A 21,311-nucleotide genomic window follows, 5' to 3' on the forward strand; every position below is an offset into this window, starting at 1 on the left:
CCTAGGATGTGCTTATGGCTACGCTTCCCACAATCGCGATACTCGGTTCCGGCTCGATGGGCGGTGCGATTCTTAGCGGGCTCGTACAGCCAGGAGTGAGTGTCACCGGCGACATCCGGGTCACCAATCGCACCGAATCCAAGGCGGAGGCGCTGGCGGCTGAGGGCGTGCGTTCGCTGTCGCTCGAGCGTGACCCCGACGCCAATCTGATGGCAATCGATGGTGCTCGGATAGTGCTCGTCGGGGTGAAGCCGGCCATGGTCGGCGACCTGCTCCGTTCCATCGCCGGGCACCTCGCGCCGGACGCTTTAGTGATTAGCGTCGCAGCCGGCGTGCCGATCGCGGCGATGGAGGCGCTGGTGCCCGGAGCCGTCGCGCGCGCAATGCCCAACACCCCCGCTGTCGTTGGACTCGCGGTGACGGGTATCTCCGCGGGCACCCGCACCACCGCGGACGACATGGCGCTCACCCGCGCGCTGTTCGAAACGGTGGGCTCGGTTCTCGAGGTACCGGAGGCGAAGGTCGACGCGTTGAGCACGATCAGCGGATCAGGGCCCGCATACGTCTTCTACCTAATCGAGGAGTTAACGCGCACCGCCATCGATCTCGGGTTTACTCCGGAGGAGGCCGCGGTGATGGTCAACGGCACCTTCCGCGGCGCCAGCGAGCTGCTCGCCGCAGGCGATGTGCCACCCGAGGAACTGCGTCGCCGGGTAACCAGCCCGGGCGGCACGACCGAGCGGGCGATCGCGGAATTCGTTGACGCCGACCTCAAGGCCACGTTTGATCGGGCGACCGCGGCGGCGCTCGCGCGGGCTAAGGAGCTTGCCGCGGGCTGAGCTGCTGAGGCGCCCTTGACGTGTTGACGCGCCCTGGTGCTGAGGTGCCGACGCGCCCTGGTGCTGAGGTGCCTTCAGCGGTCGCCCTGTCCTTTCTTACGGAGTTCATAGCCCGCTTGGGGATGCTGGCTTCATCCGGCGGCGCCAGTCCGCCCCACTGACGGAATCCGCCCGCCCGCTGACGGAGCGATCCGCCCCATTGCGAAAGGACGCATGCCATGGCCTCCACCGACGGCTCACGTAACGAAGACACTGCTACGGCGCCTCAGCCAGACGCCGCGGCGCCGACCGCGCCCAACGCCGCTCCAGCAACGAGTGTGCCGACCGCGCGGACCGCGCCGAACACTGCTGCGCCGGCGTACGCTCTGCCCGCACCCGTGCGCACCCCTACACAACGGCGGATCACTATCGCCGCCCTCGGTGTGGCCGCCTTGATCGTCGCCGCGGAAATCTTAGGTGGTGGCGTGGCCCTCGGGGTCTACGCCAACTGGAACAACCCCAGCCAGAGCGTCACGACCGGCGAAACTCAAAACGGCGTCCCTCCGTGGCGCGGAGACGGCACCGCCCCATCCTTCCCGGGCGGTGGGCGCTAGCCGCACGCCGGCGCTGTTCGCGGAGTAACTAAGCGCAATGCAATCCGACGTGCTCCTCGATCACCATAGTCATTCGCACGCGTTGGTCACCATGGTCATTTGCACGCGTCGGTCGACGGCCATGGCCGCTCGAGCCACAACACGGGTGCCCGCGCTCGCCCTGCTCAGTCGACAGACGCTGCCACTCCACTTCGCTGCGGGCTCGCTGCGAGAACTCCGCGACCTCGTCCCGGCCATCGGTACCGCCGAAGGGACTCAGTGAGGCGCGCGGCATCAACTCGGGCCACCGACAAATAGTGACACCTCGCGCCCGCGACTGCAGCGCCCGTGCTGAGGTGGCGCAGGTGGTCGCAACTCGCGAAAGCGTTGCGACAACTCGTGACACGTCGGCGTGGACAATCGACGAATCGTGACACCTCAGCCAAGTCACTTCGACGAAAGGTGGCACCTCGGTTTTCGCGCAGCAACACATCATGACACCTGAGGCAATGTCACCCCGGCCGGCGCGATAGTCACCCCGCGCACGCACTGTCAGAGACGAATGGCGGCACTTCGTTTGGCCCGGCCGCCGCTCGCCCAGTAGCCGGCCCCTGCCCAGTGGCCCGCTCGTGCAGTAACCGGCCCCCGCGGCGAGCGATCGAGGGTCGAGCCGAAGGTAGCCAGGCGGTCCAGCTAACTCTGCAGCGCCGCGAATTTCTCGATATTCGCTGAGGTTCCGCTGACGATGATGAGGTCGTGGTTCGAGACAACGGTGTCCCCTTCGGCGTAGGTGAAGTCCTTGCCCGGGGCCTTCACCCCGACGACCGTGACGCCGTATTTCTTGCGAACAAGCGAATCAGACAGCGGGATGCCGCGGATCGGCTTGGGCGGAAACATCTTGACCAGCGCAAAACCATCGTCGAACTCGATGAAGTCGAGCATCCGGCCGGACACAAGGTGAGCGACGCGCTCGCCGGCTTCGGCCTCCGGGTAGATCACGTGGTTGGCGCCGATGCGGGCCAGGATTTTCCCGTGGGACTGGCTGATTGCCTTCGCCCAAATCTGCGGCACCTTGAGGTCTACCAGGTTTGCCGTGATGAGCACGCTCGCCTCGATGGACGAGCCCACGGCGACGACGGCGATGGCGAAGTCCTGGGCGCCCACCTGACGCAGCGCCTCGATATTGCGTGCATCGGCCTGCACGGCGTGGGTAATGCGCTCGGACCACTTCTGCACGAGTGTCGCGTCCGCGTCGACGGCGAGCACTTCGCGGCCGAGTCGGTCGAGTTGTCCCGCGGTCGCCGCGCCAAACCGTCCCAGCCCGACAACGAGCACTGGTGCGTCGTGGGGAATCCTGTCAACCAATGAATGGCCTCGTTTCTACCGTTACGGAGATGGCGGCGAAGACCCGGTGAATGGCGTCGCGAGGGTCACTGTATCAACGCAACCGAAAAACCAGCGCAACCGAAAAAACATGGTGCCCGATTGCCGGTGTGCTGCGAGAGGATGCAGCCACGGCCTCGGTAACCTGAAACCATGGCTGACATCTTTGACGTAGTTGCGGATCCGACTCGTCGCGACCTGCTGTCCCTCCTGCTTGCCCGCTACGTCGCGACGGACTCGGACACCGGAGAGCTGCGTGTCGGCGAGATCGTCCAGCTGCTCGGCACCAGCCAGCCGACGGTGTCCAAGCATCTGAAGGTGCTGCGTGACCACGGCCTGGTGTCTGTGCGGGAGGAGGGCCAGCACCGCTATTACAGCCTTGAAGCGACCCCCTTGGAGGCGCTGGAAGACTGGCTGATCCCGTTCTTGAGCGCCGATTTCGATCCTTCGCGGATCGATCCCGATGACGCGGACGCGTCCCCCGCATTCACCGCGTGGGCCGGCGCACGGGTGGGCTCGCAGGTCGGCCGCACGGTTGCTGATCGGTCCTACAAAGCGACGACGGCACTACACAATGCGCAAGACCGGCTATCTCATGGATTGCGTCGAATCACGCGAAGGTAGACGGCGAGTCGTCCAACGCTCTATATTTACGAGTCACTCCCGTAACATTTTTGAGTGAAATTTCGTAAGAGCAAGGGGGCGCGAGTGTCGCAAGGTCTGATCGACGTGCGTTTCCTCACGGTGGCCGAAGTCGCCGAGATGATGCGGGTCTCCAACATGACCGTGTACCGCCTCGTGCACTCCGGTGAGCTCCCCGCTGTGCGGTTCGGACGGTCCTTTCGTATCCCGGAATCGGCCGTTCTTTCCGTAATTGGCGCTTCCGTCCCCAGAGTGGGGTAATCTTAGGAGTTATGTTTTTCCGCGGTTCTGATCGGACCGGTGGTCCAATCAGCATTCAGCGAGGTGATTTATGGGTTCCGTCATCAAAAAGCGCCGCAAGCGCATGGCGAAGAAGAAGCATCGCAAGCTGCTTCGCAAGACGCGTCACCAGCGTCGTAACAAGAAGTAGACCTCGAGTCCTCACAGACTTCGAGTCGTAAAAAGCGTTGGGCTCTCGGGCCCAGCGCTTTTTTATTTGCCCCTTCTCGCCGGACGCGCCACCCGGGCCTCCCGGCGCACCGTGCGCTGCGCGTCACGGATGCTCGATCGTTTGAGCTGCAGAATCGTCCAGCCCGCCGCCTTGGCGTGTTTGCTGAGCGCGGCGTCGGGGTTCACGACGACCCGGTTTCCCACGGCGGTCAGCAGTGGGATGTCGTTGCTCGAGTCCGAGTAGGCCCAACAATGGGCGAGGTCAACGTCGGTACCCGCAATGAGGTCTCGTGCCGCGACGGCCTTCTGTTCACCATGCAGCACGGGGCCGTCGAGGCGTCCCGTAAACATCCCGTCGACCGTTTCTGCGCGGGTGCCGAGGGCGCCGGTGAGGCCAAGTCGATCAGCGATCACCTGCGCGACGATCTGCGGCGAGGCGGTGATCAGCCACACGGAGTGCCCCTTGCGCAGGTGCTCCCGGGTTAGCTCGACCGTCTCCGGCCAGAGCCGGGGCTCGATGTCGCGGTCGAAGACCTCGTTGGCGATCACGACCAGCTCGGCCGCGGAGTAGCCGCTGAGCAATTCCAGGGCGCGATCTTTGATGGATGCCATGTGCCGCTTGTTCTCGCCCACCGACAAGAACGTCGCCTGATGCCATCCGAAGCGCACGATGTCTCGGACGCTGATGAGTCCCCGTCGACGCGCGGCCTTCGCGATGTGGAAGATACTGGCGCCGCGGAGCAAGGTGTTGTCTACGTCGAAGAACGCGACGATCGGTGCATCACCGGGCAGTGGACGGTCGGCATTGGGCATCTCGCCAAGTGTAGGGACATCGGCTGGGCGCAATCGGTGAGCGGCGCGACATCCACCTGCACGACATCCTCGTATAGTGCGCACGGAGTGCCCGTAGGCTTGCGGGGTGACCACAGTGACCCTTTTGACTCGGCCGGGCTGCCACCTCTGCGATGCGGCTCGTGGCGTTGTTGCCGGCGTGCTCGAGTTGTTTCCGGCGGTGAGCTTCGTCGAGACGTCGATCATCGACGACGCCGCGCTCACCGAGCGCTACGTCGAGGAGATTCCCGTGGTGCTCATCGATGGCGCGGTGCACAACATTTGGCGGGTCAACGCCGACCGCCTCGCCGCGGCGCTCAAGGAGAAGACGCAATGATCAAGCACATCGTGACCTGGAAGCTCAAGGCGGCCGACGAATCGGCCAAGGCCACGTCACACACCGCGGTTGCCGGCGCTCTGTTGCCGCTGGCTTCGAGCGTGCCCGGTGTGCTGGCGCTCACGGTCGCACGCAATGCGGCGTATCCGGAGTCCAACTGGGACATCGTTCTCGTCGCCGAGTACGCGACGTTCGACGACCTCGAGGCCTATCAGGTGCACCCTGAGCACCAGGCGGCGGCCGCGATTGTGCGGCAGCACGTGGCAGAGCGCGCGTCGATCGACTTCGAGTTCTAGTCGGGCGGCAGAACGCTACTTCTTGTCTTTGCCCTTGGGCTTGCTGGCGAGGGCATCCCGCTCGGCGACAAGTGAGGCGACGGTCGACGGCTCGAGGCCGTCCTGCCACAGCATCGGGAACGAGCTCTCGATGCCGGTCTTGGCCTCGACGAGAGCGGAATAGTCGATGGCGGCCTGGTGTACCTCGGTTACGGCGCGCTGGGCCTTCTTCAGCGACACGGCGGTGCCACCAACAACGGCGGCATGATTCTTCAGTGCCTTTGTGAGGCGCTTGCGCGCTGCATCAATCTTTTTAGACATAACCCCATCCTTGCGCATTCCGGCCGCAGCCGCTGGGTTGGAGGTGGGGAAAGCTCTGGTTTCGGTGCTATCCCGATAGGCTGATGGCGACTTCTACGAAAGACGGGTTCCATGGGTGGGCAAAAACTGTCTGTTGACACAACCGCGGTTCAGAGCTTGGGGCAAAATCTGGCAACGGTGCGCAGCACCCTGGAAGGCGCGTCCGCGTCCAGCGAGGCATTGGCTGCGATGGTCGGCCAGCCGCAGCTCGCGGGTGTGATTTCCGACTTCTCCGGGCAATGGGACAACCGACGCGAGGAGCTCATGGCGCAGATCGACAGTTTGAAAGAGAAGGCCATTGCCGTGGCCGACGGCTTTGAATCGATTGATAACGAGCTGGCAAAAGCACTGACGGACGGGGCCTGACATGTGGGGACAACCTCAGGGTGCTGCAATAGCTGAGCTCCCGGGAGATCCGTCGGGCATTCGGGTCGAGGCCAGCAAATACACCGCGACCGCGCTCGCCGTGCGAAGCGCCGCCAGCGAGATGCGCCGCCTGGCCGCCGACAGCGCGATGGGCGAGAGCGAGGCAATAACTGCGCTCGTAGAAGCATCCGACGAAGTCGCGACTCGCCTCGAAACCCTCGATGGGCGGTACGACACCGCGGGATCTGCGCTGACCACGTACGCGTCATCCCTCGAAGCCGCCCAGCAGCTCGCGGCCACCGCGGCGGCGTCTCGGGACGCAGCGCAGGAGGCGGCTGCGACGGCGAACAACTCGGCCGAGGTCCACGAAATGCAGGCGATGTCGGCGACCACGCCGGAGGAGCGGGCAGAAGCTGAGGAAAAGCAGCGGGCGTATGAGACCTCTGCGACCTCCGCGGCGGGCGACCTTGCGTCCGCGCAAGCGATGTATGACCGCGCCGTTGAGATGCGGGACACGGCAGCGCAGATCGCCGCAGATTCAATCTCCGCCGCGATCAATAGCGATGACCTCAATGACAGTGCCTGGGACAACTTCTCTGGGTGGGCCGGCGACCTCTGGGACGGCGCCGTCGACTGGATCAACGAGAACGCCGAAATGATAGCGATATTCAAGGACCTGCTCAGCACCGCCGCAACTCTCTTCGCGATCGCGAGCATTTTCTTCCCCATCTTTGGCCTCGTGGCCCTCGTTCTCGCCGGTGTGACCGCCGTGGTGAGCCTCGCCCTGTCGGCAACGGGAAATCAGTCCTGGGCCGAATTCGCGATTGACGCGATCGGCTTTGCAACCGCGGGCGTCGGCGCAATCGCGGGCAAGGCGCTGACGGGCACCATGACCGGGCTTAAGGCGTCCCGGGTGCAAACCGTTGCCGCAGCGGGTACACGCTCGAACCCGCTGCAGTCGGTGACCAACAGCATGAACGCTGTCATTCCCAGTCGGGCAGGGCTCAGCAACAAGCTCTCGTGGGGACTGGACATGGTCATCCACGGAGGTCACGAAACCGCGGTGGCGGCACGCGTCCTGAAGAACTCGATGATGGGCGCGGGCGGTGCAGCCGACGACCTGATTGTGCAGGCAGGCACGCGTCTGGTGAACACTCAGGTGATTGCCGGCGCAACGGGTGCTGTTGTCGAATGGGGAAATAAGGCCCTGGACGACATGGGCGACCGTCTCAGTTCGTTTCCTTCTGCGATCTCCGATCGCGCTGCGGGCGTGAGTGAGTGGTACGGCGGCGTGAAGGACAGCACCACGTTCGGTTTCGGGGGACGACCATGACGCCGGCGGGTCGGCTGAAGGCCGAGAAGCTCGCGGGCGCTGCGTTCTGGTGCGCCGGAATTGTGCTCGTCGCGGTCACTCTCCTCCCAGTCCTCGTCATCATGGCCATTGGACTGGTTACCGGGACCACCCCCTCGGAAGACGAGGGAGGGATCTACGGTGTTGCCAGTGGGTATCCTGCCTTCGACCCGCAGGCATGGCTGATCTGGATTCCCGCCATCGTCTTATTGGCTTTTTCGCTTTTCACGATTCCGCTTCCCATGCGGGGCATGAGCGGGCGCGGTTCTGCGGGGCTGAGCCGGCCGGTACTGACCTACGTGACGCTCGCGTTGTTCCTGATGGCCTTCGTGAACGGCGGGGCGTTTGTTGGCGCCCCCGGAATTGGCCCAGCGGGGCTGTACGCGTCCCTGGTCGTGGGCCTGACGTTCGTTCTGCTCTTGTTGCGCACGATCGCTGGTGCACTTCGACTTGTTCCAAAATCGTGGCGGGAAGGTACGCCCGTGCAGCCACGTTCACCCGGGGAAAAGGACATCAACGTTGCCTGAAATCACGTCGTCCATGAGCGACCCGACGCTTCTGCCCGTCGCCCGCCCACGCTCGTACCGCATCATCATCCCGCCCACCTGGGTCATGATCCCTGTGGGTGACGGCACTGACAAGGCGATCGACACGCTACTCGAAGAGCGTTTTGCAGGCCTGCCCATGGACAGCTATGGCCCCCGTAAAACACGCGTTGCCGAGTCTCTCCGCAAAGGAATAGCTTCTGCTCGCAAGGCTCACGCTGTAGACGTCATCTTCCCCGTTGAGACCCCGTGGGAGGTTCCCCTCTCGGCCGGAATCGTCATGAGCCAGGTGCCCACCAACGCACCCTCTGAGGTGGCGGCAAAAGCGTTGATCAAGCACATGCACGCCGCTCGTCCTGGCTCGACCATTGTCGCGACCCGCGCGGGTGACGCCCTGCGCGAGGTGGTTGACCACCCCGATCAGGTAGCCGACCACCCCGATCAGGTAGCTGGCGCTGGCGAACCGGCCCCCGTCAGTGGCGATGCGCCGATCAGCGCGGTTCGCACGCTCTATTACTCGTGGGCAGTGCCCGAACGCAACAGCGGCACCCTTGTCGCGGTATGCAGCATCTCGGGTGGGCATAACGCTGAGTATGCGCCTATCGTCGAGGCGTTCACCGAACTGTTCGACATCATGATGGAGACTCTCGCGTGGTCGAGGGTGAGCGAGGACGCCCGATGAAAACGATTGTCGCAAACTTCGACCAGAACGCTTGGCTGTACCTGCCAGAATCATGGCCATCGGGGGATTTTGCTGACATCGACGCACTCTCCGGCACCGTCGGCCGGCTGATGGCCGAATACCACGGCGTCAAAGCGAAGGCGGGTGAGGCGCTCTCTGCCGGAATTCGCACCCTCGCGCTTGAACAGAGTGAGTTCGAGAGCCGGTTCGTCTATTTGGCCAGCCCTTTCGAGTACGTGTTCTTCGTGAGTGTGCTGCAGGCCGAGTCAGCGCAGGAACTGACACTCGAAGATCTCGCGGCGGTGGGTGATCCCGCGGTAGTGCGTCCCCCCGAGACAGATGTATTTGTTTCACCGACGCTCGGAGAGGGCATCCGCTCGATTCGCTACGCCGACACCGGCGGGGATGAGCACAGCATCGCCGTGACCATCCAGTACGCCTGGCGGTCAGAGGGACTAGACGTGGTCGTGATCGCATCGAGCTTCGACGTTGTGCAGTTCATCGAATTGCGTCCGATCATTGACGAGTTCGCCCTTTCCATCGCCATAGTCGACGCGTAAGCAACCGAGTCACAAGTAACCATGACGCGACCCGCCCGCGCCACCGGTGCCGCGCTGCGTCAGCGCAGACGAGAATCAATCGCCCACGGTGTCTACACTGCGGCCGGAGTATTCTTCGTAGTGGTGTGCATGCTCCCCGTCGCCATCGTGATGATCATCGGCCTGGCGACGGGAACCGCCCCGACTGAAGCACAGGGCGGCGTATTCGGAGTAGCCGACGGATACCCCGCGTTCAACCCGCAGTCCTGGCTGCTCTGGATTCCTGCAGCTGCCATGATCTTCCTCGCGATCTGGACAGTCCCCCTCCCCATGCGTTCAAGAGTGGGATCGGGTCGAGCCGCCCTGGCAAACACGTCGCTTGTGATGTTCTTGATCTCCCTTTCACTCGGCATCGCCTTTGAGGGTGCTCCGGGCATCAACAATCAGGGGGTGTTTGCGGCCTTGATAATGGCGGTCGCGTTCGCTCTATTTCTGCTGCGGGCGGTCGCGGGATTAGTGCGCTTGGTACCGCGCGCGTGGCGCGAAACCGCTGTGGGCGAGGTCTGACGGTCATGGCGTTCACTCTGACTCGCGCCAAGGCACAGACGGTCACCGAGGTGCTCTTCGTGGGCGCGGCAGGGTTCTATTTTGTGGCACTTTTTGTTCCGCCGCTTGTGATCATGCTCATCGGGCTTTTCACGGGCACAGTGCCGACAGAAGCCCAGGGCGGCGTGTTCGGATTCGCAGACTCCTACCCGGCGTTCGATCCCCAGTCGTGGCTCATGTGGGTTCCCGCGGTGGTCATGCTCTTCCTCTCCATCTGGACGATTCCCTTGCCGCTCGCGAAGTTCCCCAGCATCAGCCGCGCCTCGCTGCTGAACGCCACCGCGCTGATGTTCTTTTTCGGCCTGATTTTCAGCACCGCGTTTGTGGGTGCGCCCGGCATCGAGGGCGAATCGGTCGTTGCGGTCATGGCCTTCGTTGTGGCGTTTGCGCTTCTATTGCTGCGCGCAGTGCTCGGACTATTCCGACTGGTGCCCCTGTCATGGCGGGAGGCGGCACCCGCTTCCCGCAAGAGCAAGAGCAAGAGCAAGAGCAAGAGCAAGAGCAAGAGCAAGAGCAAGAGCAAGAGCACGAGCACGAGCAAGAGCACGAGTGGGTCGAAGACCATTCACCTGGACTTTGACCGCGATGTGTGGCTGTACGCGCCGGAAACGTGGCCGTTCAACACGTTTGCAAATGTCGACGAGTGGGCAGACACCACCGGCAGACTCTTTGCCGAGTCGGCCGGTGTGGACGCGAAGGTGGGCGAGGCGCTGGCTGCCACGGTCCGTTTCATCGCGGTGGACACTCCCGATGATGAGAGCCGCTTTATCTACATGGGCGACGCGTTCAACGAAGTGCTCTTTGTCAGCATTGTCCAGCTGGCGACTGACGAGTCGCTCTCCCTCGAAGACCTGGCGTTGGCGGACGACGCACCCGTCGCTCGCCCGACCGAAGTTTTGACCCTGCACTCCCGGGGCATGGGTGACGGCCTGCGGTCGTTGCGCTACGTCGACTCCGGCGACAACAGCCATTCCGTCATCGCTATCGCCCAGTACGCCTGGCGCGCAGACGGACTCGACGTGGTGATGATCGCCTCGAATTACAACGTGGAGAGCCTGCTTGGTCTCCTGCCGGTCATCGACGAGCTCGCGCTGTCGGTCTCGGTCGTCACCGTCTAATCGATCGGTTAACGTACTCGACGACGTACCCACGAGCGGGGCACGTCGTCGAGAGTGCGTTTATTGATGAAGGGGGATGCCGCGCCCGCAGTTAGGGCAGCAGGCGAGTCGGCCCGCGGAACAGGTAGGTCGCCTCGCGCAGGTTCGGCAGGTGCAGCATCAGCATCAGCACGCGGGACAGGCCCATGCCGAAACCACCGTGCGGCGGTACTCCGTACCGGAAGAAGTCCAGGTAGAAGTCGAGCTCTTCCGGCTCGAGTCCCTTGTCCTTCGCCTGCTCGATCAGCACGTCGACGCGGTGCTCGCGCTGGGCGCCGGTAGAGATTTCCACCCCGTTGAAGATGAGGTCGTAGCTGTTGGTCAGCGCCGCGTCATCCGCATGCCTCATGTGATAAAACGGGCGGATGCTCGAGGCATAGTCCGTCAGGAATACAAACTCGTGGCCGAAGGTCTCCTTGACGTAGGCCGCGATCTGGCGCTCGCCCTCGGGGTCCATGTCGTCGTCGGCGCGGGGCACCTCGTAGCCACGCTCGGCGACGATGCGCTTGGCCTCCGCAAGGGGGATGCGAGGGAACGGCACGGTCGGAACCGTTACCTCGACGTCCCAGAGCGCGAGGATCTCGGCGCCGTGCTTGTCCTTGACAGCCTGGAAGCCCGCGACGAGCAGCTCCTCGTGCAGTTTCATTACGTCTTCGTGGCTGTCGATCCAGCTGATCTCGGAGTCGACGCTGGTGAACTCCGTGGCGTGACGGCTGGTGAATGACGGGTCGGCGCGGAACGCGGGCCCAACTTCGAAGATCTTGCCGAAGCCGGCGGGCTGCGCCATCTGCTTGAAGAACTGGGGGCTCTGCGCGAGGTAGGCCTTGCCATCGAAGTAGTCGACCTCGAACAGCTCAGCCTTGGACTCGGAAGCGCTGGCCATGAGCTTCGGGGTGTGCAGTTCGATGAAGTCGTTTTCGACCCAGTAGGTGCGCCACGCGTGCTCGAGTGTGGTCTGGATCTTGAATATGAGGGCGTTCTTCGGTACGCGCAGGTCGAGGAAACGCCAGTCCATGCGCTTGTCGACGCCGCTGTCGTCGGCGATCGGGGTCTCGGGGATGGCGCGCGATGCAACGTCGATCGACTCGACCTTGATTTCGACGCCGCCGAGCTTCACGCGCTCGTCGTGCTTCAGCTCGCCGGAGACGGTGAGAAAGCTGCCCTGGCTGAGCGAGGAGATCTCGTCGGCGATGGGGTCTTCTGCGGGGGTCTTGTCTTCGTTGAACAGTCGGGGGTGAACCAGCTGCACCGCGCCCGACTCGTCACGCAGTACAACGAACTGCACCTTCTTCTGATCTCGGACCGTTTCAACCCATCCCGAGACGGAGATCGGCCCGTCGGTGGAAGCGGCAAGGTTCTTAATCAGGGTGCGTGTAGTCACGAGTGACGAGTTTAGTCGTGCGCGGCGATTCTTCCGCTGCGAGTGAGCACCATCAGTCCCGACCGCGTCGGTCCCGTCCACTCGAGCAGCGGGCAACTTCTACGGACGTGCGAAAAGTACACTGGAAAGCGTGCCTGCCTCCCTCATTCATCTCGTCCGCCACGGCGAGGTCCACAATCCCACCAAGGTCCTGTACGGCCGCATCCCCGGGTTCGGGCTGAGCGAGCTCGGACACCGGATGGCGGCGGCTGCGGCCGAGTCCCTCGCCGGACACCCGATCACCCGCGTGTATGCCAGCCCGCTGCAGCGCGCGCAGGAGTCTGCAGAGCCCTGGGCGGCCGCGTTCGGCCTGCCGATCCACACCGAGGACCGCATCATCGAGCCGACCAACAAGTTCGAGGGGCAGAACTTCGAGTTTGGGCCGAAGGTGCTGACCCGCCCGAAGTCGTGGCCGTGGGTTCTCAACCCGCTCCGCCCGAGCTGGGGCGAGGCCTACGAGTCAATCGCGGCGCGCATGCTCGCTTCGATGGAGGATGCGTGGGATGCCACGGACTCAGGTGAAGTCGTCCTGGTCAGCCACCAGCTGCCCATCTGGACAACGCACCGCAAACTCTCCGGCGCGAAGCTGTACCACGACCCCCGCAAACGACGCTGCACGCTCTCCAGCATCACCACCTTCGAGAAGCGCGATGGCCGCTTCGTTGAGGTTGACTATCAGGATCCTGCGCGAGAGTTGGCTCAGAACGCCACCGATCTGGGAGCAGTGTGACCACAAGTACGAGGCAGCCGCGGGCTAGGCAGCACCCGCGGGCCGCGCGTCCGGCGCGCGCCGGACGCCGTTCGCGGGCCGTAGTTATAGGTGCCGCGATGCTCGCCGCGGTCGCGATGCTCGCTGGGTGCTCGAGCGACCCGCTCGCCGAGCAGTACGCCGACGGCACCGACACGAACTACATCTCCGGCGACGGCGTGTACAAGGAGTACGCGCCAGACGAGCGCGGCGAGCCGGTCAGCTTCGAGGGTGTGAGCGACGAGGGCGCCGCCATCTCGAGCGAGGACTACGCCGGCTCTGTCTACGTGGTCAACTTCTGGTACGCGGGCTGCCCGCCCTGCCGCCTCGAGGCCCCCGACCTGCAGCAGCTCTCGGTGGACAACGCGGAGGCCGGCGTCAACTTCCTCGGGGTGAACACCTACGACCAGGAAGCCACCTCGCAGGCCTTCGCCCGCAAGTTCGAGGTGACCTACCCGTCGATCCTCGACGCCAACGACGTCGCCGTGCAATTCGCGTTCGCCGAGAGTGTCGCGCCCAACGCCGTACCGACCACACTCGTGCTCGACCGCGAGGGACGGGTCGCCGCGCGGTGGTCTGGCCTGCTGTCCGAGCCGTCGATCCTGCAGTCCATGATCGATCGCGTGCTCGCCGAGGAGAGCTGAGTGGGCTCGATCGGCGAGATCGTTCTCGACGGTAACTTCGCCCTGGCTCTCCCGATCGCGCTCCTCGCGGGGCTGGTCTCGTTCGCGTCCCCGTGCGTCCTCCCGCTCGTGCCGGGGTACCTCGGTTACATCGGCGGGTTCACCGGCGACGGCAAACCTCAGGACCGCCGCCGCCTGCTCGCCGGGGTTGGCCTGTTCATCCTCGGGTTCAGTCTCGTGTTCGTGGCCACCGGGGTGCTCTTCGGAACGGCCGGGCTGCTGCTGCGTTCCTGGCTCGACATCATCACCCCCATCGCCGGCGTGGTCATCATCGTTATGGGGCTGGTGTTCGTCGGCCAGTTCACCTTCCTGCAGCGCACGCTGAAACCGCAGTGGACCGTGGCGACCGGCCTGGCCGGCGCCCCGCTGCTCGGTATCGTCTTCGCCATCGGCTGGACACCCTGCCTCGGCCCCGTGCTCATCGCCGTCAACGCGATCGTGTTCGACAACGGCGACCCCTGGCGTGGCGGCATCCTCGCTCTGGCGTACTGCATCGGGCTCGGGGTGCCGTTCCTCCTGGTTGCGCTCGGCGTCAGCTGGTTTGCCGGTTCGGTCGCGTTCCTCAAGCGCAACGTGCGTACCATCAACATCATCGGCGGGTCCGTGCTCGTCCTCATCGGTGTGCTGATGGTCACCGGCCTCTGGCGCACCCTCATCTCAAGTTTTGGAGCGGTCATCAATGGCTTCGTCCCGGCCCTCTGACCACTTCGACTCGCCGGCCCCGGAGCCCGGCGTCGCGCAGCCGAAACTCGGCTTCGTCGAGTACCTCCGATTCTTCTGGCGCCAGCTCACCAGCATGCGCACGGCGCTTTTTCTGCTGCTGCTGCTCGCGTTCGCCGCCATTCCGGGCTCGCTGGTTCCCCAGACCACGTCGGATCCCAACGGCGTGATCCAGTACAAAGAGGCGAACCCCGACCTGTCGAAGGTGCTCGACTTCCTGCAGGTGTTCGACACCTACAGCTCGATCTGGTTCTCCGCGATTTACCTGCTGCTGTTCGTGTCACTGATCGGCTGCATCATCCCCCGAACCAAACATCACCTGCAGTCCCTGCGCACCAAGCCGCCGAAAACGCCCGCGCGCCTCGACCGCCTCGCCGGGTACGCGTCGACGGCCGTGGCGCCGCTCGGAGCGACCGCCGCGGCGGACGGGATCGCCGCCGCCCAGCGACAGCTCAAGCGCGCTGGCTACCGCACCCGCCTCTACGAGACCGCCGCTCCGGGTGGCGCGACCGAGTTGTCGGTGAGCGCCGAGCGTGGGTACCTGCGCGAGACGGGCAACCTGGTCTTCCACGCAGCTCTCGTTGGTGTTCTGGTGGCGGTCGGCATCGGGGGAGGCTTCTCCTACAGCGGCAACAAGGTGGTTGTCGAAGGCCAGTCGTTCACCAACGTGCTCTCCGGCTACGACTCGTTCAATCCGGGCCGGTTCTTCTCCGACGACGCCCTCGTGCCGTACTCGATCACGGTCGACAAATTCACGGCGACCTACGAAGAGACCAACCTCGACGCCTATGGGCAGCCGATTGATTACACGGTGGATGTCACGACCGAAGTCCCCGGCGAAGACCCAGAGCAACAGACGATCAAAGTGAACGACCCGCTGCGGATCAGTGGCAGCAGCGCCTACCTGCTCGGAAACGGGTATGCCCCCTGGATCACCGTCCGCGACGGAGACGGCAACATCGCCTTCTCCCAGCCGGTCGCGTTCCTGCCGCAGGACGCCAACCTCACCAGCGTCGGTGTCATCAAGGTGCCCGACGCCCTGCCCGAACAGCTCGGCCTGCAGGGGTTCTTCTACCCGACCGTCTGCAGCGACGACGTCTGCGGCGACGGAGCCCTGACCTCGGTGCACCCGGACCTCCGGGATCCGACGCTCACCCTCCAGGTCTTCACCGGCGACCTCGGCCTCGATGAGGGTGTTCCGACCAACGCGTACGCCCTCAACATCGACAATCTCACCCAGGTAGCCGGGGGCGATTCGGATGCTGCGGCGCTGCTGTTGAAGGTCGGTGACAGCATCGACCTCCCAGACGGGCTCGGAAGCGTCGAGTTCACCGGAGTGCAGCGCTTTGTCTCCCTCGACGTGCACCACGACCCGACGCAGTTCTGGGTGCTCCTGTTCGCGATCCTTGTGCTCGCGGGGCTCCTCACCGGGCTCTTCGTACCCCGCCGCCGGGTGTGGGTGAAGGCGCAGCACGGCGCAGACGGCACCCGCTTCGAGTACGCCGGCCTTGCCCGCGGGGAGGACCCTCTGCTGGAAACCGCGGTTGGCGACATCGCTCGCAAACACTCGGAGTCTCTCGGCCTGACAACGGTTGCCGCTCCGTCGGCCTCGCAGCCAATTCGGGTCCCCCGGGCTCGCAGCTAATTCGGGTCCCTCTGGCTTAAGATGACCCAATGACCGCAACCCTTGTCACGTTCAGCCTGGTCGCGATTTGGTCGGCGATGGCCATGTACGCCCTTGCCTTTATCGCGTTTACCTTCGACCTCGCCCGCCGGGCCACCCCCGACGCGCTCAGCGTGCCCGCTTCGGTGTCTGCCGCGGCCACGCTCGAGGCGCGGGCGGCGGCGCGACGCGGCGGCACGGCAGTCATCGAACGCACCACCTCCGCGGTCGACGGCGCTATGCGGTCGACCAAGTGGATTCGTATCGCGATGGCCTTCACCGTCATCGCCTGGGTACTGCACGTCGGCGGAACGGTGCTTCGCGGTGCCGCAGCCGGGCGCGTGCCGTGGGCGAACATGTTCGAGTTCTCCCTCACCGCAACCGCGATTGTTGTGGGTGTGTTCCTCCTGGTGCAGTTCTGGCAGGACCTGCAGTTCCTCGGCGCCTATGTCACCGCCTTCACGCTGCTCCTGCTCGGAGTCGCAACGGTCAACTTCTACGTCGACGTGGTGCCGCTGCCCCCGGCACTCCAGTCGGCATGGCTGGTCATCCACGTCTTCGTAGCGAGCCTCGGCACCGGTTTCTTCGCGCTCGGCGCCGGACTGTCCATCGCCCAGCTCCTTCAGGCGGACGAGCGCAAGAACAAGCTCCGCTTTTTGTCCACCCTTCCGGATGCCGTGCGCCTCGAGAATATGGCCTACCGCCTGATCGTCATCGGGTTCGTATTCTGGACGTTCACGCTCATCGCCGGCGCGATTTGGGCTGAGCATGCCTGGGGTCGTTACTGGGGCTGGGACACCAAGGAGGTGTGGACGTTCATCATCTGGACGATCTTCGCCGGCTACATTCACGCCCGCGCGACGCGCGGCTGGCGCGGCTCGCGAAGCGCGTGGCTGGCGATCATCGGGTTTGTCGCCGTGATCTTCAACTTCACGATCGTGAACCTGTTCTTCAAGGGTCTACACGCCTACAGCGGCCTCTAGACCCGCGGAAGGTTCTGCGCCCGCCGGCGCCCACTCCTTCATCTTGCGCCGGCTGCGCAGATAGGCGAGCGGTCCCCGAGGGTACGCACGCATTTCGCGGGTCATCAGTTCGCGCGGAAAGTGCGGGTCGAGTGCGGCAGGCTCGTGCGCGGCAGGCTCCTGTGCACGCAGCTTCTCCGCATTCTGGCGGCGCATCCGGAAGAACGCGCTGGGCACGCCCGCCGCCAGCGCGGCCACGTGACGTCGGTCGTGGATGAGGAGTGACGTCAGCATCGCGGTGAAACCTATCCCGTTGCCGTGCATCTGGCTGAGCAGCTCGTCCAACTCCCGGCGGTGGCGGTGATGCACCACGGAAGACGGCTCGTAGCCGATCCGGCCGCCGTTCCACAGCAGAGAAATGACGGTCGCGAGGTCTTCCCCGCCCCGCGCGGGAGTTCCGGTGCCGAGCGCGAGGTCGAATCCGCCGAGCCGCTCGAGGGCGCTGCGACGATAGGTCATGTTGGCGCCCGTGGCGAAAGCGCCCGCGCCGTACACGGAGAATTCACGGACGCTCTCGCCGGCCGTGTTCCATACGGTCATCACGGAGTTGCGAAGCAGCCCGGACTGGCCAGGGCGGGCCTGTACGCTCAGCGGGGCAAAAATTCGTTCGCTGTAGAAACCACCGTAATAGCGCTCGAAGTAGATCTGCGCTGGCCGCTCCAGCTCGGCGGGGAGAACCAGCCCGGTGACCGCGTCGAGCTCCGGTTCGCGCACGTAGCGACTTCCGATCGCCCGAAGCCAGTCGGGTTCGACACGCACGTCGTCATCGGTGAACGCGACGACGTCGCCCGTGGCCGCCGCAAGACCGGCGTTGCGTGCCGAGGAAATTCCGGGGCGCTCCGCGCGCACGATCCGCAGTCGGGGTTCTGTCGCGACCAGTGCAGGCAGGGGATCCGGGTGGGGAATCGAGCGGCGGTTGTCGACGAGGAGAAACTCGACCCGAGGGTACTCGAGAGCGGTGAACGCCTTGAGTAGGACGACCAGATCGTCCGGGCGTTCGAACATCGTGGGCACGACCACCGAGATCGAGGGAAGCGCGGCGTCGGGCACGGCCTCCGGGGTCTCGACCGATTGCGTGTCCGCCCGCAGAGCCTCGAGTTGCGCACGCACGACCGCCGGATCCTGCCCGAGGTCGACGGTCACCGAACCGCACGGAACGCCGTGCCGCCACCCGATCACCATTGCAGCGCGGTAGCGTTCGTCGGCGCTGAGCGTCGGGAGGGGGTCGTCGAGATCGATCTGCACGATCCTGGTCGGTCCGGGGGCTGGGCTGGATGTCGCTGTGGTCACGATTGGCTCCTTGACGGGGTGGGGCCACGACGGGCGCGGCGGAGAACAACGAAGAACCACGGCAGGCAGGCAGCCGCGATGACGAATTTGCTGATATTCCAGGCGTCGGTCTGCGGGAGCAGGAGCGAGGCCGCGGCCAGCAGGATGCTCGCGCCAATGGACGCGAGCAGGGGTGTTGGCGTTCCCACCCACGCCGGTGTGCGGGGTAGCGCGAAGCGCTGCAGCAGCGCGACCAGCAAGAACGAGAGCACGGTCGCGGCAGCCGCGCCCGCGATTCCCATCACGGGCACCAGAACGATGTTCAGGCCGATATTTACCACCGCGGCCGTGAGCGTGATCGCCGCCACGGGTTTGCCGCGGCGCAGGGTGATCAGCAGGCGGGCAGTGGCTCCCGACGCGGCGACCGGGTAGGCGGATAGAGCGACCAAAAACACCACGGGGAGCAGCGTCTCCTGGTCGAAGCTGGGCGGCGCAACCAGCCGCAGCGCGACCGGTGCGGCGAGGGTCACCGCGAAGACAACCGGAATCAGGAGCCGGTACAGTTCGTCGCGAGACTGCGCGCTGAGGAGCCAGCGCTCCGCTTCATCCCGCACCGCAGCAAACCGGGGAAGCCATGCCGAACTGGTGAAGCTCAGCAGCAGCACAACCGTGTAGCCCACGACGTACGCAACCTGGTACCGGCCCACCTCTGCGGGTCCGAGCAGGCTCTGGATCACGATTCGGTCGCCGGCGTTGAGTACGAAGTAACCGAGCCCACCAATCGCGAGCGGCGCACCCAGTTTGATGGCGCGGGACGCGACTTTCCAATCAAACAGGCCGCGCAGCAGGGGGCGGCAGATCGCGATGCCGATGAACATCGCGAGGAACTGGCTGACCACACCGCCCCACGCATAGGTCGTCGCATCTCCGTGCACGAAGAACAGCAGGAAAAGTCCCACGAGCTGGCCGCCGACGGCGGAAAGAGCGCTGACGAAGGTGAACGCGCGCAGGCGATCTTCCGCGACCAATAGCGCCAGGATCGCCTGAACGACGGCGCCCGGAGCGGTCCAGAGGATCACCGCGAGCACGAGCGGGGTGAATCCTTCAAAGCCGAGAGCGGTCGCCCAGAGCCCGCCCGTCGCGGCGAGTACCAGGGTCACGGCGAAAGACAGGGCTATGCCCACGGAGAGCAGTCCGCGCGCTGTGCGGCCGCTCGGGTCTTCTGCGCGTTGCAGCACAATCGCCTGGTCGAGCCCGAGCAGGGCGAGAACGCTGAGCACTTGGTGCAGCGCAATCGCCGAGGCCAACGCTCCGAACTCGGCCGGCCCGAGCGCGTAGGCGAGGATCGGCGAGACGACGGTGCCCGCGATCAGCTGCAGAGCCCACACCACCACGTAGAGCAAGCCCCGGCCGAACAGGTGGTTACTTTCGGGCTTCTCGATCACCTCGATGGCGGCCGGTCCAGCGTGTGCTGGTGGCGGCGGAAGCTGTGGCGGAGCGGGCTGCGCGGGGAGCGGGGGCGAAGAGGTCGCAGACGCAGTCGCGGACACGGACGCAGAAGCGGACGCAGAAACGGATGTCCCGGTGGCTGCGGACTCGGACGCGGACACTATGGAGGTCGGCCCGGTGAGCAGCATCGTGCGGGCTCTGGCGGGCTCCTGGGGGGAGTCGGCGGACTCTCGCGATGCGGCGTGCACCGAGCTGCGCCGCCGAGTATCGATGGCGTCGAGCAGTTCCGAGCTGCGCTCGCTCGAGAACTTGCGGGCGAATAGCCGGGGAAAGGTCTGTTCGCCGTACTGCCGCCCCTCCAACAGCTCGTCCCGCATCTCGCTCCCGAGCCACGGCGGGCTCTTGGTCGGCGGGTTGGTCCACCCGATCCACCAGGCGCTGGCGTTCTCGTGTTCCTCCTGCCAGCCGGGCACAAACTGGGGCGTGCTGAGGATGGAGGGCACGAAGGTCTCGTCAGGGATCCAGCTTCGTCGCCAGAACGCGACGAGGTCGGGTCGGGCCTCGGCGGCGGCAACCACCGCGGCGGCGTGGCGCCGGGACAGGATCTTCAGCTGGGAGCCCCCGGCCAGCACGATGTCGCGCGGAATTCGCCGTGGAATCGGGAGGCGGATCGTGTGTTTGCGGTACGCCCAGTGGCGGTACCTGAGGCGTCCGATGCCGCCGCCCATGCCCCAGTCTTCGAAGGGCAACAGGTGCAGGTTGGCGATGGACTTGTCGTGGTATCCGCCGAGGATGCTGGTAATCTCTGCGGAGGAGGCGAGGGGGTAATCCGTGCCGGTCAGGACGGCAATGTGGCTGGCGTCGGTTTCAGCGAGAGCCGCCCGGTAGCCGGCAAGTTCTGCCTCAACGTTGCCCCACCGGGCCCAGCCCGTGGGGTAGCGGTCGAGCAGTCGACACCGCTCCGGGAGGCCCTCCACCATGCGGGCGAAGGTCTCCGGCGGGGTCTTGGGGTCACAGTGCAGAAAAACAGGAAACGGGTCGACCGCCTCGATGAGCCTGCGCAGCTGTGCGGGGTCGGTGTGGGCGAGGATGACGCAGGCCACAGTGGCGGGGGGTCCCGGGCTCGCCGCGGCGCGCCGAATAGCCGTGGTGAGCGTGTTTGAATCGGCTCCAGAATGCACGTGGCCTCAGTTCGGGTAAGGCTTATCGGGTCAATCGGCGCGAGGGCAACGCGGTGCCGATCGGGATAGTAGGTGAGAGTAGCTGCGCCCGTTCGCCGCCGTCAACCGTCCGGGGCAACATTGGTCTGACGGGCCGTTCCGCCCCTAGAATCCACGCATGCCACAGGTATCCCGAAATACTGACGGCCATCCCTTAGGTGGCGCTTGCCCGCTCCCGGTCT

25 protein-coding genes are annotated in these 21,311 nt (G+C 65.0%); 19 read left to right on the forward strand and 6 right to left on the reverse strand.

Annotation, left to right across the window (positions count from 1 at the left end):
* Window positions 1-14 precede the first annotated feature (14 nt).
* Entirely contained in the window at window positions 15-839 is an 825-nt protein-coding gene (proC, locus tag B0I08_RS14550) for a pyrroline-5-carboxylate reductase (RefSeq protein WP_106214119.1), read from the forward strand.
* Window positions 840-1,057: 218 nt separating this feature from the next.
* Entirely contained in the window at window positions 1,058-1,432 is a 375-nt protein-coding gene (locus B0I08_RS14555; RefSeq protein ID WP_106214121.1) for a hypothetical protein, read from the forward strand.
* A 672-nt stretch (window positions 1,433-2,104) separates the two neighbouring features.
* Here B0I08_RS14555 and B0I08_RS14565 read toward each other — a convergent pair.
* Entirely contained in the window at window positions 2,105-2,776 is a 672-nt protein-coding gene (locus tag B0I08_RS14565) for a potassium channel family protein (RefSeq protein WP_106214125.1), read from the reverse strand.
* 171 nt (window positions 2,777-2,947) lie between these two features.
* Between B0I08_RS14565 and B0I08_RS14570 the strand changes: the two genes are divergently transcribed.
* From B0I08_RS14570 to B0I08_RS14580, 3 genes are all read left to right on the forward strand, one after another.
* Window positions 2,948-3,418 carry an ArsR/SmtB family transcription factor gene (locus B0I08_RS14570; protein ID WP_106214127.1) on the forward strand — a complete coding sequence of 157 codons (471 nt, stop codon included), beginning with the start codon at window positions 2,948-2,950 and terminating at the stop codon, window positions 3,416-3,418.
* An 84-nt stretch (window positions 3,419-3,502) separates the two neighbouring features.
* The gene (locus tag B0I08_RS14575; protein ID WP_106214129.1) at window positions 3,503-3,697 is read left to right on the forward strand and encodes a helix-turn-helix domain-containing protein; all 195 of its coding nucleotides are present in this window, start codon (window positions 3,503-3,505) and stop codon (window positions 3,695-3,697) included.
* Between the two features lie 70 nt (window positions 3,698-3,767).
* Window positions 3,768-3,866 carry a 30S ribosomal protein bS22 gene (locus B0I08_RS14580; RefSeq protein WP_003792170.1) on the forward strand — a complete coding sequence of 33 codons (99 nt, stop codon included), beginning with the start codon at window positions 3,768-3,770 and terminating at the stop codon, window positions 3,864-3,866.
* A 62-nt stretch (window positions 3,867-3,928) separates the two neighbouring features.
* Here the strand turns inward: B0I08_RS14580 and B0I08_RS14585 are convergent, their stop codons facing one another.
* Entirely contained in the window at window positions 3,929-4,699 is a 771-nt protein-coding gene (locus tag B0I08_RS14585) for an HAD family hydrolase (protein ID WP_106214131.1), read from the reverse strand.
* 106 nt (window positions 4,700-4,805) lie between these two features.
* Between B0I08_RS14585 and B0I08_RS14590 the strand changes: the two genes are divergently transcribed.
* On the forward strand, window positions 4,806-5,054 hold the full coding sequence (locus tag B0I08_RS14590) for a glutaredoxin family protein (protein WP_106214133.1): 249 nt from the start codon (window positions 4,806-4,808) through the stop codon (window positions 5,052-5,054).
* The gene (locus B0I08_RS14595; protein WP_106214135.1) at window positions 5,051-5,350 is read left to right on the forward strand and encodes a Dabb family protein; all 300 of its coding nucleotides are present in this window, start codon (window positions 5,051-5,053) and stop codon (window positions 5,348-5,350) included. The genes B0I08_RS14590 and B0I08_RS14595 overlap by 4 nt, the downstream gene beginning before the upstream one ends.
* Before the next feature lie 15 nt (window positions 5,351-5,365).
* Here B0I08_RS14595 and B0I08_RS14600 read toward each other — a convergent pair whose 3' ends face one another.
* Window positions 5,366-5,650: a hypothetical protein gene (locus tag B0I08_RS14600; RefSeq protein WP_106214137.1), complete on the reverse strand. Its 285-nt coding sequence runs from the start codon at window positions 5,648-5,650 to the stop codon at window positions 5,366-5,368.
* A gap of 177 nt (window positions 5,651-5,827) precedes the next feature.
* Between B0I08_RS14600 and B0I08_RS14605 the strand changes: the two genes are divergently transcribed.
* Genes B0I08_RS14605 through B0I08_RS17845 form a run of 7 tightly spaced genes read left to right on the forward strand, consistent with a single transcriptional unit; the run spans window position 5,828 to window position 10,896 of the window.
* The gene (locus tag B0I08_RS14605; protein ID WP_146134437.1) at window positions 5,828-6,055 is read left to right on the forward strand and encodes a hypothetical protein; all 228 of its coding nucleotides are present in this window, start codon (window positions 5,828-5,830) and stop codon (window positions 6,053-6,055) included.
* Between the two features lies 1 nt (window position 6,056).
* A complete protein-coding gene (locus B0I08_RS14610; RefSeq protein WP_106214141.1) occupies window positions 6,057-7,388 on the forward strand; it encodes a hypothetical protein in 1,332 nt (443 codons plus the stop codon).
* Window positions 7,385-7,933, forward strand: a complete 549-nt coding sequence (locus tag B0I08_RS14615; RefSeq protein WP_106214143.1) for a hypothetical protein — start codon at window positions 7,385-7,387, stop codon at window positions 7,931-7,933. Before B0I08_RS14610 ends, B0I08_RS14615 begins: the two co-directional genes overlap by 4 nt.
* The gene (locus tag B0I08_RS14620) at window positions 7,926-8,633 is read left to right on the forward strand and encodes a hypothetical protein (protein WP_146134438.1); all 708 of its coding nucleotides are present in this window, start codon (window positions 7,926-7,928) and stop codon (window positions 8,631-8,633) included. Before B0I08_RS14615 ends, B0I08_RS14620 begins: the two co-directional genes overlap by 8 nt.
* A complete protein-coding gene (locus B0I08_RS14625) occupies window positions 8,630-9,193 on the forward strand; it encodes a hypothetical protein (protein WP_106214147.1) in 564 nt (187 codons plus the stop codon). Before B0I08_RS14620 ends, B0I08_RS14625 begins: the two co-directional genes overlap by 4 nt.
* Window positions 9,194-9,214: 21 nt before the next feature.
* Entirely contained in the window at window positions 9,215-9,739 is a 525-nt protein-coding gene (locus B0I08_RS14630) for a hypothetical protein (RefSeq protein WP_106214149.1), read from the forward strand.
* 5 nt (window positions 9,740-9,744) lie between these two features.
* Window positions 9,745-10,896 (forward strand): hypothetical protein, encoded by a 1,152-nt coding sequence (locus B0I08_RS17845; protein WP_106214151.1) that lies wholly within the window; start codon window positions 9,745-9,747, stop codon window positions 10,894-10,896.
* Between the two features lie 91 nt (window positions 10,897-10,987).
* On the opposite strand, the gene aspS is transcribed toward B0I08_RS17845, so the two are convergent.
* A complete protein-coding gene (gene aspS / locus B0I08_RS14640) occupies window positions 10,988-12,316 on the reverse strand; it encodes an aspartate--tRNA(Asn) ligase (protein ID WP_106214153.1) in 1,329 nt (442 codons plus the stop codon).
* 130 nt (window positions 12,317-12,446) lie between these two features.
* Here aspS and B0I08_RS14645 point away from each other — a divergent pair, with 130 nt between their 5' ends.
* From B0I08_RS14645 to ccsB, 5 genes are all read left to right on the forward strand, one after another.
* A complete protein-coding gene (locus B0I08_RS14645) occupies window positions 12,447-13,085 on the forward strand; it encodes a histidine phosphatase family protein (RefSeq protein WP_106214155.1) in 639 nt (212 codons plus the stop codon).
* Between the two features lie 98 nt (window positions 13,086-13,183).
* Entirely contained in the window at window positions 13,184-13,747 is a 564-nt protein-coding gene (locus tag B0I08_RS14650; protein ID WP_106214157.1) for a TlpA family protein disulfide reductase, read from the forward strand.
* Window positions 13,748-14,488 (forward strand): cytochrome c biogenesis CcdA family protein, encoded by a 741-nt coding sequence (locus B0I08_RS14655; protein ID WP_106214159.1) that lies wholly within the window; start codon window positions 13,748-13,750, stop codon window positions 14,486-14,488.
* Window positions 14,466-16,151, forward strand: a complete 1,686-nt coding sequence (gene resB / locus B0I08_RS14660; RefSeq protein ID WP_106214161.1) for a cytochrome c biogenesis protein ResB — start codon at window positions 14,466-14,468, stop codon at window positions 16,149-16,151. Before B0I08_RS14655 ends, resB begins: the two co-directional genes overlap by 23 nt.
* Before the next feature lie 29 nt (window positions 16,152-16,180).
* Window positions 16,181-17,152 carry a c-type cytochrome biogenesis protein CcsB gene (gene ccsB / locus B0I08_RS14665; RefSeq protein WP_106214163.1) on the forward strand — a complete coding sequence of 324 codons (972 nt, stop codon included), beginning with the start codon at window positions 16,181-16,183 and terminating at the stop codon, window positions 17,150-17,152.
* On the opposite strand, the gene B0I08_RS14670 is transcribed toward ccsB, so the two are convergent.
* Both B0I08_RS14670 and B0I08_RS14675 read right to left on the reverse strand, forming a co-directional pair.
* Entirely contained in the window at window positions 17,129-18,481 is a 1,353-nt protein-coding gene (locus tag B0I08_RS14670) for a glycosyltransferase family 2 protein (RefSeq protein ID WP_106214165.1), read from the reverse strand. The genes ccsB and B0I08_RS14670 overlap by 24 nt on opposite strands.
* Entirely contained in the window at window positions 18,478-21,090 is a 2,613-nt protein-coding gene (locus B0I08_RS14675) for an oligosaccharide flippase family protein (RefSeq protein WP_106214167.1), read from the reverse strand. Before B0I08_RS14675 ends, B0I08_RS14670 begins: the two co-directional genes overlap by 4 nt.
* Window positions 21,091-21,311: the final 221 nt, after the last annotated feature.

Origin of the sequence: Glaciihabitans tibetensis (assembly GCF_003003265.1) — a bacterium.
GTDB lineage: Bacteria > Actinomycetota > Actinomycetes > Actinomycetales > Microbacteriaceae > Glaciihabitans > Glaciihabitans tibetensis.

Bases quoted from the DNA above. Each gene is read 5' to 3' on its own strand.
- resB (WP_106214161.1), top strand. From the start codon at position 14,466: ATGGCTTCGTCCCGGCCCTCTGACCACTTCGACTCGCCGGCCCCGGAG.
- ccsB (WP_106214163.1), top strand. From the start codon at position 16,181: ATGACCGCAACCCTTGTCACGTTCAGCCTGGTCGCGATTTGGTCGGCG.
- proC (WP_106214119.1), top strand. From the start codon at position 15: ATGGCTACGCTTCCCACAATCGCGATACTCGGTTCCGGCTCGATGGGC.
- B0I08_RS14555 (WP_106214121.1), top strand. From the start codon at position 1,058: ATGGCCTCCACCGACGGCTCACGTAACGAAGACACTGCTACGGCGCCT.
- B0I08_RS14600 (WP_106214137.1), bottom strand. From the start codon at position 5,650: ATGTCTAAAAAGATTGATGCAGCGCGCAAGCGCCTCACAAAGGCACTG.
- B0I08_RS14585 (WP_106214131.1), bottom strand. From the start codon at position 4,699: ATGCCCAATGCCGACCGTCCACTGCCCGGTGATGCACCGATCGTCGCG.
- B0I08_RS14595 (WP_106214135.1), top strand. From the start codon at position 5,051: ATGATCAAGCACATCGTGACCTGGAAGCTCAAGGCGGCCGACGAATCG.
- B0I08_RS14580 (WP_003792170.1), top strand. From the start codon at position 3,768: ATGGGTTCCGTCATCAAAAAGCGCCGCAAGCGCATGGCGAAGAAGAAG.
- B0I08_RS14615 (WP_106214143.1), top strand. From the start codon at position 7,385: ATGACGCCGGCGGGTCGGCTGAAGGCCGAGAAGCTCGCGGGCGCTGCG.
- B0I08_RS14625 (WP_106214147.1), top strand. From the start codon at position 8,630: ATGAAAACGATTGTCGCAAACTTCGACCAGAACGCTTGGCTGTACCTG.
- B0I08_RS14630 (WP_106214149.1), top strand. From the start codon at position 9,215: ATGACGCGACCCGCCCGCGCCACCGGTGCCGCGCTGCGTCAGCGCAGA.
- B0I08_RS14650 (WP_106214157.1), top strand. From the start codon at position 13,184: ATGCTCGCCGCGGTCGCGATGCTCGCTGGGTGCTCGAGCGACCCGCTC.
- B0I08_RS17845 (WP_106214151.1), top strand. From the start codon at position 9,745: ATGGCGTTCACTCTGACTCGCGCCAAGGCACAGACGGTCACCGAGGTG.
- B0I08_RS14610 (WP_106214141.1), top strand. From the start codon at position 6,057: ATGTGGGGACAACCTCAGGGTGCTGCAATAGCTGAGCTCCCGGGAGAT.
- B0I08_RS14570 (WP_106214127.1), top strand. From the start codon at position 2,948: ATGGCTGACATCTTTGACGTAGTTGCGGATCCGACTCGTCGCGACCTG.